7 protein-coding genes are annotated in these 9,923 nt (G+C 74.2%); 6 read left to right on the top strand and 1 reads right to left on the bottom strand.

The window, feature by feature from the left end:
• A partial coding sequence (locus tag ACLBWX_RS15705; protein ID WP_447677956.1) for an amino acid adenylation domain-containing protein occupies positions 1–2,752 on the top strand: 2,752 nt, incomplete at its 5' end.
• Positions 2,753–2,759: 7 nt separating this feature from the next.
• Here ACLBWX_RS15705 and ACLBWX_RS15700 read toward each other — a convergent pair.
• On the bottom strand, positions 2,760–3,527 hold the full coding sequence (locus ACLBWX_RS15700) for a GNAT family N-acetyltransferase (protein ID WP_447677955.1): 768 nt from the start codon (positions 3,525–3,527) through the stop codon (positions 2,760–2,762).
• Positions 3,528–3,821: 294 nt separating this feature from the next.
• Between ACLBWX_RS15700 and ACLBWX_RS15695 the strand changes: the two genes are divergently transcribed.
• The 5 genes from ACLBWX_RS15695 (at position 3,822) to fhuB (ending at position 9,841) form a co-directional block, all read left to right on the top strand.
• A complete protein-coding gene (locus ACLBWX_RS15695; protein ID WP_447677954.1) occupies positions 3,822–4,358 on the top strand; it encodes a sigma-70 family RNA polymerase sigma factor in 537 nt (178 codons plus the stop codon).
• 249 nt (positions 4,359–4,607) lie between these two features.
• Positions 4,608–5,678: a DUF2218 domain-containing protein gene (locus tag ACLBWX_RS15690; RefSeq protein ID WP_447677953.1), complete on the top strand. Its 1,071-nt coding sequence runs from the start codon at positions 4,608–4,610 to the stop codon at positions 5,676–5,678.
• Positions 5,679–5,687: 9 nt separating this feature from the next.
• Positions 5,688–6,968, top strand: coding sequence for an MFS transporter (locus tag ACLBWX_RS15685; RefSeq protein ID WP_447677952.1), 1,281 nt, complete (start codon positions 5,688–5,690; stop codon positions 6,966–6,968).
• Entirely contained in the window at positions 6,937–7,851 is a 915-nt protein-coding gene (locus ACLBWX_RS15680) for an ABC transporter substrate-binding protein (RefSeq protein ID WP_447677951.1), read from the top strand. The genes ACLBWX_RS15685 and ACLBWX_RS15680 overlap by 32 nt, the downstream gene beginning before the upstream one ends.
• Positions 7,844–9,841 (top strand): Fe(3+)-hydroxamate ABC transporter permease FhuB, encoded by a 1,998-nt coding sequence (fhuB, locus tag ACLBWX_RS15675; protein WP_447677950.1) that lies wholly within the window; start codon positions 7,844–7,846, stop codon positions 9,839–9,841. Before ACLBWX_RS15680 ends, fhuB begins: the two co-directional genes overlap by 8 nt.
• Positions 9,842–9,923 lie beyond the last annotated feature (82 nt).

Below are 9,923 nucleotides of genomic sequence, written 5' to 3'. Positions count from 1 at the left end.
GCGGATCCGCGACGGTTTCCTGCGTCTTCTGGGGGCCGTGGTGGCGGAGCCGGCGCGGCGGGTGGACCTGCTGCCGCTCGTCACCGAACAGACCCGCCTGGCCCTGTCGGCGCCCTATCCGGGACCGCTGCCCCTGGCCGACGACCTCCTGCCCGGCCTGATCGCGCGGGCCGCCGCCGCACGCCCCGACGCCCCCGCCGTGATCTGCGGCGACACCACCACCGCCTTCGCCGCCCTCGACGCCGACGCCGACCGCCTCGCCCACGCCCTCGTCCGGCGCGGCGTCCGGGCCGAGACGATCGTCGCCGTCGCCCTGCCGCGCTCCGCCCGCCAGATCGCCGCCTTCCTCGCCGTCCTGCGCGCCGGCGGCGCCTTCCTGCCCCTCGATCCCGGCCTGCCCCCCGCCCGGATCGCCGCCCTCCTGGCCGACGCCGAACCCCGCCTCGTCCTCGGCGACGCCGACACCCTCGCCCGCCTCGCCCCCGTCCCGGGCCTGCCCGAAACCCTCGACCTCGACGCCCTCCATCGTGACGCCCGCGACCGAAATACCCGCGACCCCGCGAGCCCGCCCGCCGGCGCACCCGACGTGCCCCTCCACCCCGACCAGATCGCCTACGTGATCCACACCTCCGGCTCCTCCGGCCGGCCCAAGGGCGTCGCCGTCGCCCACGGCCCGCTGGCCGCCCATGTCCGCGCCACCGGCGCCCTCTACGAGACCGGACCCCACACCCGCGAACTCCACGTCCTCTCCATGAGCTTCGACGGCGCCCACGAGCGCTGGATGGTGCCCCTCGCCTTCGGCGCCTGCCTCGTCCTCAAACCCGACGGCCTCTGGACCCCGCGCGAAGCCCTCGACGCCATGGAGCGCCACCGCGTCAGCCATGCGGGCTTCCCCACCGCCTACATGCACGCCCTGGCGATCGAGGCCGCCGCCGGTCCGCCCCCGAGCCCGCGCTCCTACGCCTTCGGCGGCGAGGCCCTCTCGCGCGAGAGCTTCGGGCTCATCGCACGGGCCTTGCGCCCGCGCTTCCTTGTCAACGGCTACGGCCCCACCGAGACGGTCATCTCGCCCCTGGCCTGGAAGACGAACGGGCAGGCCGGCGTGGAGGACGCCTACGCGCCGATCGGCCGGGCGGTCGGCCCGCGGCGCGCCCTCGTCCTGGACCCGGCCCTGGAGCCGGTGCCGGTGGGCGTGACGGGCGAGCTCTACCTCGCCGGCGCCTGCCTGGCGCGGGGCTATCTCGGCCAGCCCGGACAGACGGCGGCCCGCTTCCTGCCCGACCCCTACGGAGCGCCCGGGGCACGGCTCTACCGCACGGGCGACCTCGCCCGCTGGCGGGCGGACGGGACGGTGGCGTATCTCGGGCGGGCGGACGCGCAGGTGAAGCTGCGCGGCTTCCGGATCGAACTCGGCGAGGTCGAGGCGGCCCTGCTCGCCCAGGAGACCGTGGCGGGCGCCGCCGCCGCCCTGCGGGACGGGCCGGCCGGTCCGCGCCTGGTCGGCTACGTGGTGGCGGCCCCCGGCGCGGCGCCGGAGGAGGGGGCCGTGCGGGCGGCCCTGGCGCGGCGGCTGCCGGACTACCTGGTGCCGGCCCGCATCGTGATGCTGGCGGCCTTGCCGCTGACGCCGGGGGGCAAGCTCGACCGGGCGGCCCTGCCGGCGCCCGCCGACGGCCCCGCCGAGGCGGCGCCGGCCCGCCCCCTGAACGAGACCGAGGCCACGGTCGCCCGCATCTGGGCCGAGGCCCTCGGCCTGCAAACCATCACCCCAGACCAGAACTTCTTCGAAGCCGGCGCGCATTCCCTCACGGCCCTGCGGGTGCTCACCGCCCTGGGGAAGGCCTTTCCGGGCCGCGCGCCCACCATCGCGGACCTGTTCAACAACCAGACCGTGGCGACCCTGGCGGCGGCGCTGAGCGACGACGCGGTCGGCACGGCTCAGGTGGTGCACCTCTCACGCACCGGGACGCGCCCGATGCTCTACTGCTTCCCCGGCCTGATGGTGAACACCCGCGAATACGCGCCCCTGGTGCGCCGCCTCGGGCCGGACCAGCCGGTGACCGGCTTCGTGTGCTACTCGCTCACCGAGGCCCGCAAGAGCGTGGTCTCGGTGGAGGACATCGCCGCGCGCTACGCGGAGACCATCCGGGCCGAGTGCGCGGGCAGGCCCTGCACCCTGCTCGGCTGGTCCTGGGGCGGCGTGCTCGCCTACGAGGCCGCCCGGATGCTGGGCTCGGACGTGGACCTGACCTTCGTCGGCATGCTCGATGTCTGCGACATCGACGTGAACTTCTCGGTCGGCGCCCTGCCGCGCCTGTCGCCGGAGGAGCGCAGCGCCCGGCAGGCGCAGGTCGCCCTCTGGCTCGAGCGCTCGCCCATGCGGGCCGACTGGGAGGACCTGTTCCGGCGCATGGACGAGGGCCTGACGGCGCAGTTCCTCGCCTACGTCGCCGCCACCGGCCCGCTGCCCGCCGACGGGCCGGGCCTCGGCAGCAAGGAATTCGAGCTCTGGACCTTCGTGGACAACACGCTGCTGTACCGGGGATACCGAGCCGCGGCCTTCGATGCCCCGATCCGGGTCTGGCTCGCCGGAGAATCGCTCGCGCGGGGCCTCAACCACGTGGATTGGAGCCGCTACTCCGGGCATGTGCTGAGCCGCGACGTCATTCCCGGCGTCACCCACCGGGAAATCGTCGACTCGGCCGATTTCCACGACTGCTTCGCGGCCCGTCTCGACGCGGGCGGCGCCTGAGGCGCGCTCAGGATTCGTCGTAGACCTCCAGGACAGGGCTCGCCGCCACCGTGAAGCCGAGGCGCCGGTAGAGGCGCTCGACCGGGCCGTCGCCGACGCATTGCAGGAACACCGTCCCGGCGCCGGCCTCCGCCGCGCAGCGGAGGGCGGCCCGCGTCGCCCGGGCGCCGAGGCCCCGGCCCTGGTGGGACGCGCGGGTGCCGACATTGTACAGGCCCGCCAGGGGGCCGGCCCGGTAGAGCGAAGCGCAGGCCACCGGCACGCCCGCCGCGCTCAGGGTGAGGTGCCGGGTCTCGACCCCCGGCACCGCCCGCGCCGCGGCCAGGAGCGGCACGAAGACAGCCTGCGCCACGGCGTTGAACGCGGGCTCCGCGTAAAGGTCACCGCAGACCGAGAGGAAGGCGTCGCCGGGCGCGGGGGCCGTCTCCACCGTCAGGTCGATTCCCTCCGGCGGGGCCGGCTCCGACGCGGCCGTGTCCCGCACCATCCACCGGGTCGGGTAGCGGGCGAGGCAGGCCGGCTTCGCATCCGAATCGACCGGTGCCTCGCCGTCGAGGGCGAGGCGCGCGGGCCGGCGTCCGTGCCGGCGGGCCATGGCCGCCATCCAGCCGAGATCCCGCGTGCCGATGGCCAGATTGAAGCCCGGCTCGGGGAGGGCGGACCAGACGTAGCATCCGCCGGCGGGGGCCGGCGCGACACCGGCCACGTAGCATCCCGCCTGCATCCGCAGATGCGCGTCGAGCAGCGTCGCGAAGTCCGTTTCGGTTCGAACCATGGATTCCGCCTCTCGTGTCGCTTCGCCAGGGCGCGCGGGGGCAAGACGATGCCCATCCACCATCGGTATAATAGATAGCAACAGTGAAAGACTATTGTCCATAAATAGGGTAATTTTGAATTGGAACTCTTCTAATTCCAGATCTTATTTTCAAGTACAAGCTTGAATTCGTCGGAGATCTGCCGACATAGCCTCGCTTGTGGATTCGACGATCACAGATGACGCGGCACCGGGCGCCGAGCCCGCCCCGTCTCCGAAGGATCGTCGCGGCCATCACGACGAGGAAGGCTGTCGATGACACAGACCCGGGTTTCCGCGCCCCCGCAGGGCTCCTCGCCCGCCATCGCCACCCTGCTCGCCGCCCTGGTGCGCGAGCAGGCCGCCCTGGTGGACGTCGCCGCCCGCATCCTGCGTGACCGCGCCACCGCGGAGGACGTGGTGCAGGACGTCGTGCTGAAGCTGTGCGAGGCCTCGGCCTGTCCCGAGGTCGCGGCACCCGCGCCGTATCTGCGCCGCATCGTCCGAAACGCCGCGATCGATTGCGCCCGCCGCCACTTGCGCGAGCGCTGCCGCCTGGCGCCGGACGCCGAGGCGGATGCCGTGCCGGCGCCCTGCACCTGCCCGCAGGCGCACTTGGAGCGCTGCGAGGCTCTGCGCGCCGTCCTGGCCGCCCTGGCGGAAACGCCCGAGCGCACCCGCCGGGTCTTCCTGGCCCACCGCATCGAGGGCGTGCCCCAGAACGTGCTGGCCCGGGAGGCCGGCATCTCGCCGACGCTGGTGAACTTCATGATCCGCGACGGCACCGCCCTGTGCCGGGCCGCGGCGGCGTGAGGCGATCTCGATCGGTTCCGGCGCGGAACGGCGCGGGCGATCGTCGAGGATCACTTCAGACAAACCGAAGAACAGATCGCTCTTCGTGAATGGACAACATCCGCGTCGAAAGACTTAGAACCATTACAAAACAAGCATCTCTGTTGTTTCTGCGTCGTCCATCCTCTAGGGCTGGCCGACCAGAGACATCGCTCGATCGGCTCGAATCGCACATCCGCGCGTCCTTCGCGCGTACGGGGAGACCATCCTGTGACATTGCTGGCGGCCGAAGCCCAGGTCCATCTCGCCGATGCCGAGCGGCACGTGGCGCATCTCTGCGAGCATTTCGAGGAACACGACTTCGTCGTCGAGGCCGCGCCCGGGCGTGCCCGGATCGCCTTCGACATCGGGACCGGCAGCCTGGAGATCGATCGGGATCGCCTGACCCTGCGGGCCGAGGCCGACGACACCACCCGGCTCGCCGCCATCAAGTTCATGCTCGCCCAGCACCTGCGGGAACTGCCGGGCGCGGCGGAGGCCAGGCTGATCTGGACCGGGGACGGCTGCGCGGACACCACCCTGCCGAGTCTACGCGAGGTCCGGGTCCGCCGGATCGAGGACCTGACCCCGCACCTGCGCCGCATCACCTTCGCGGGCCGGGATCTCGCGCGCTACGACGCGCCGGACATGCACATCCACCTGCTGATCCCGCCCGAGGGCCAGCCACCGGTCTGGCCGGTGCCGGGCGCCGACGGGATCCCGGTCTGGCCGCAGGGGCCGTCCGCGCCGGCCCTGCGCACCTACACCGTCCGGCGTGTCGATGCGGCGGCCGGCGAGATCGCGGTGGACTTCGTCCTGCACGATGCGCCCGGCCCGGGGGCGGCCTTCGCCGCGCGCGCCCGCTTCGGCGACGTCGTCGGGTTGCTGGGTCCGGGCGGCCGGGGCGTCGCGCCGGCGGACTGGTACCTGCTGGCCGGCGACGAGACGGCGCTGCCGGCCATCGCCCGCATCCTCGAGCGCCTCGCCCCGGAGGCCACCGGCGTCGCGGTGATCGAGGTCGGTGAGGCGGCCGACGAACTGACCCTGGCGCATCCCGAGGGAATCGCCCTGCGCTGGCTGCACCGGACGGGCGCACCCGCGGGATCCACGCTCCGGTTGGCCGAGGCCGTGAAGGCGGTTCCGATCCCGCAGGACCGCCGCGTCTTCGCCTGGGCCGGCACCGAGTTCGAGACCTTCAAGGCCCTGCGCGCCCATTGGCGCAGGACCTGCGGCCTTCCCCGCGACCGGCACCTCGCGGTGGCCTATTGGCGGCGCGGGCACAGCGAGGACGCGGACACGTAGGGACCCGCGATGGCCGCCTTCGCCTTCATCGACGTCGCGCCCCTGCGCGCGAGCCCGGGCTTCCGGCTGCTCTATGCGGCGCGGGCCGCCTCCTTCCTGGCCTTCGGGGTGCTCGGCGTCGCCGTCAGCCTGCAGACCTACGCGCTCACGGACTCGTCCCTTCAGGTGGCGCTGCTGAACGCCGCCGTGGCGGGGCCGATGGCCCTGTCGCTGATGGTCGGCGGCTGGCTCGCCGACCGCTTCGACCGGCGCGCCGTGATGGTGTGGTCCCGGACCGCGCACCTGGCCGCGATCCTGATCCTGATGGGCAACGCGGCCCTGGCCGAGCCCGGAATCCTGCCGATCTTCGCGGCCGCCGTGGTGGGCGGGGCGACCTTCGGCTTCGGCATGCCGGCCCTGATGGCCGCGACCCCGGCCCTGGTCGGGCGCGAGCACCTCGCCGGGGCGGCCGCCCTCACCGCCGTGGCGGCCCAGGCCGGCGCCATCGCGGGGCCGTTCCTCGCCGGGGCGATCACGGCGCGGATGGGCCTGGTCGCTTGCTACGGACTGGTGGCGCTGGCCTCGGGCCTGACGCCGATCCTGCTCGCCCGGCTTCCGCGCCTGCCGCCGGGGCGCATCGCTCCCGACGGCGACGTGCCGTCGGATCGGACGGGCGGCCTCCGGTTCCTGCTGCGCTCGCCCCTGGTCCTCAGCCTCCTGCTCATCGATCTCGTCGCCCTGGTCTTCGCGGTGCCCTACGTGCTCCTGCCCGAACTCGCCGCCCGCGCCTTCCGCGGCGACGCCGACAGCCTCGGCCTCCTCTACGCCGCGCCCGCTTTGGGCGCCCTGATCGGCGCCCTCGGCTCCGGCCGTGCCGGGGCGAGCCCCTGGGCGGGGCGCTGGCTGCTGGCCTGCGTGGCGGTCTGGGCCGGAGCCTGCCTCGCCCTCGGCCTCGTCGGCGGCCTCGTCCCGGCCCTGCTCGTCCTCGCCGTCCTGGGGGCCGCCGCGAGCCTGGCCGGCATCCTGCGCGCCGCCCTGATCCAGCGCGCCACGCCGGACGCGATGCTCGGCCGGGTCTCGAGCCTCTGGGTGCTGGAGGAGACCCTCGGCCCGGCGCTCGGCGGCCTGCAGATGGGCACCAGCGCGCATCTCGCCTCCGCGCGCCTCGCCCTGGTGACGGGCGGGGGGCTCTGCCTCGCGGCGACGGCCGGTTTCGCGGCCCTCGTCCCCAGCCTCCGGCGCGCGAGCCTCGCGCCCGAGAAGCGCCCCGAGACCGGCCATGCCGGGCTGGTCCGCGCCGATGCGCGCTGAGGTTCGTCGCCGGATCGTCCTCGGATGGATCCTCGTCCTGCTCGCCGCATCGCTGCCGGCACGGGCCGAACCGGCGGGTCCACGGGTCGCCGCCCTCGACTGGGGCGCGGTGGAACTGCTGCTCGGCCTCGGCCTCGTGCCCGTGGGCGTGACCCAGCCGGAGGGCTACAACCGCACCGTCGTGGCGCCCACCCTGCCGCCGGGCGTCACCGATCTCGGCCTCGTCGTGGAACCCAATCTCGAGGTCCTGGCCCGGTTGAAGCCCGACCTCATCCTGGGTAACCCCCTTCAGGTGGCGAGCCAGGGCGACTTCCTCCGCCGGATCGCGCCGACCGAGGCGGTCTCGATCTACGCCCAGGCGGGCACGCCCTACGCCCGGGCCCGGGCCGAAACCCGGCGCATCGCCGCGCTGATCGGGCGCGAGGCCGCCGCCGAGGCCCTGGAGACGCGCACCGCGACGCTGCTGGAAACCCTCGCCGCCGAGGCCTGCCCCGGCGACCGGCGGCCGGTCTTCCTCGTCTGGATCGTCGATCACCGCAACGTGGTGGTCTACGGCCGCAACAGCCTGTTTCAGACGGTGCTCGACCGGCTCGGCCTCGCCAATGCCTGGACCGGGCCGACCAACGCCTACGGCTTTACCGCCCTCGGCATCGAGCAGCTGGCCGCCGGTCCGCCCGACGCCCGCATCGTCCATATCGGCCCGATCCGCTCGGATGCCGCCCGGGCCCTGGCGTCGAGCCGGCTCTGGCAGGCACTCCCGGCGGTCCGCGACCACCGGGTCGCCGTGTTGCCGCCGGTCTGGTTCTACGGCGGACTGCCGGCGATCGCGCGCTTTGTCGGTCTGATGGCGGAACGGCAGCGGGAGACCTGTCCGCGTGGCTGAGGCGCGGGCCATCGCGGGTCCCCCCGCGCGCCGTCCCTCCGGCACGGCGCTGCTCATCGGGGCCGTGTGCCTCGCGGCCGCGCTCCTCACCCTGCGCGGCCTCACGGCGGACCTGCCCGTGGCGCGAGCCCTGTCCGCCCTGTGGAACCCGGACTGGACCGACATCCGGCAGGTCATCCTGCACGAGAGCCTCGCCCCCCGCCTCGCCACCGCCTGGCTCGCCGGCGCGGCGCTCGCCCTGTCCGGCACCGTGCTGCAGCAGGTCCTGCGCAATCCCCTGGCCTCGCCGTCGACCCTCGGGATCTCGTCCGGCGCACAGCTCGCCCTGGCGCTCGCCTCCCTGTTCGCCCCCGGCCTGTTCGCGAATGGGCGCGAGGCGGTGGCGCTCGCGGGGGCCGGCCTCGCGGCGCTCGCGGTCTTCGCCCTCGGCCGAAACCGGGGCTTCGCGCCCCTCGGGCTGCTGCTGGCCGGGCTCGTGGTCGAGCTCACCTGCGGGGCGATCCAGACCCTCCTGGTCATCCTGCACCAGGAGCGCCTGTTCGGGCTGTTCGTCTGGGGTGCCGGGTCGCTGGCCATGAACGACTGGTCGGCCCCGGCCTACCTCGCGCCGCGCCTCGCCATCGCCGCCGGACTCGTGGCCCTGATGGTCCGGCCGCTCGCGCTCCTCGACCTCGACGAGACCAGCGCGCGCAGCCTCGGGCTCGGCCTCGGGCCGGCCCGTCTCGGCGCCCTGGTGCTCGCGGTGGCGCTCGCCGGCTTCGTCGTGAGCGGCGTCGGCGTGATCGGCTTCGTCGGCTTCGCCGCGCCGATCCTGGTGCGGCTCACCGGAACCCGGCGCCTGCGCGACCGCCTGATCGCCGCGCCCCTGCTCGGGGGCGCCCTGCTCTGGCTCACCGATGCGGTGGTGCTGGCCCTCGGCCCCCTGGTCTCCCTGCCGACCGGCGCCTTCGCGGCGCTCCTCGGCGTGCCGCTGCTGCTCTGGCTGCTGCCGCGCCTGCGCGGGGTCGGAAGTCTCAACCACGCCGGCGAGGCGACGGCGCGCGCGCCGAGGCCCTGGCGCCGCATCGCCGCCTGGGGCGCGTTGTTGACGCTCCTGTCCGTCGGCGCCCTGGTGCTCGGCCGACAGGAGGGCGGCTGGGTCGTCAGCCTCGGCGACGGCCTCGCCGAAGTGATGCCCTGGCGCTGGCCGCGCGTCGTCGCCGCGCTGGCCGCGGGCGCGACCCTGGCGCTGGCCGGCGCCCTGGTCCAACGCCTCACCGGCAACCCGCTCGCGAGCCCGGAGGTCCTCGGCGTGAGCGCGGGAGCGGCCTTCGGGCTGATCACCCTCAGCCTGCTCGTCGCCCTGCCGGATCGGGCGATGCTCCTCGGCGCGGGCGGCGCCGGCGCCCTGGTCTCCCTCCTGGCGATCCTGGCGCTCGGCCGGCGGGCCGCCCTCGCACCGGAACAGATGCTGCTCGCCGGCATCGCCCTCACCACGGGATTCGGCGCGCTCCTCACCATCCTGATGATCAGCGGCGATCCGGCGGTGGTGATGCTGCGGGCCTGGACGGCGGGTTCGACCGCGCGGGTGGCGCCCGACGATGCCGTCGCGGCCCTGGCCCTCCTCGGGATCGGGGCGGCCTTCCTGCCCCTGGTGGTGCGCTGGCTCGACCTGATGCCGCTGGGGGACGCCACCGGGCGGGCGCTCGGCCTGAATCTGGGGGGAAGCCGGCTCGCCATCCTGACGCTGGCGGCCCTCCTCACGGCGGCCGGAACCCTCGTCGCCGGCCCCTTGAGCTTCGTCGGCCTCGTGGCGCCGCAGGTGGCGCGGCTCGCCGGCCTGGCGCGGGCCGCGCCCCATCTCGCGGGCTCCGCCCTCGTCGGCGCGCTGATCATGGTGGCGGCGGATTTCCTCGGTCGGACGGCGTTCTTCCCCGACCAGCTTCCGGCCGGCCTCGTGGCCGCCCTCGTGGGCGCGCCCTTCATGATGTGGCTGCTGGCGCGGCGGTAAGTCTTCGAGTTTTTATTTATTCCAAAGTGTTTATGTGTTGAATCAACAACGCCGCATTGGAATATGGGAACCGGCCGCAGAG

Source organism: Methylobacterium sp. M6A4_1b (assembly GCF_053345175.1).
Note: the sequence above shows the minus strand (reverse complement) of the source record. Positions and strands in the feature narration are given on the sequence as shown.

What these genes read in the sequence shown, in the direction of transcription:
- ACLBWX_RS15700 (WP_447677955.1), bottom strand. Translation starts at nt 3,527, where the DNA reads ATGGTTCGAACCGAAACGGACTTCGCGACGCTGCTCGACGCGCATCTG.
- ACLBWX_RS15680 (WP_447677951.1), top strand. Translation starts at nt 6,937, where the DNA reads ATGCCGGGCTGGTCCGCGCCGATGCGCGCTGAGGTTCGTCGCCGGATC.
- ACLBWX_RS15685 (WP_447677952.1), top strand. Translation starts at nt 5,688, where the DNA reads ATGGCCGCCTTCGCCTTCATCGACGTCGCGCCCCTGCGCGCGAGCCCG.
- ACLBWX_RS15695 (WP_447677954.1), top strand. Translation starts at nt 3,822, where the DNA reads ATGACACAGACCCGGGTTTCCGCGCCCCCGCAGGGCTCCTCGCCCGCC.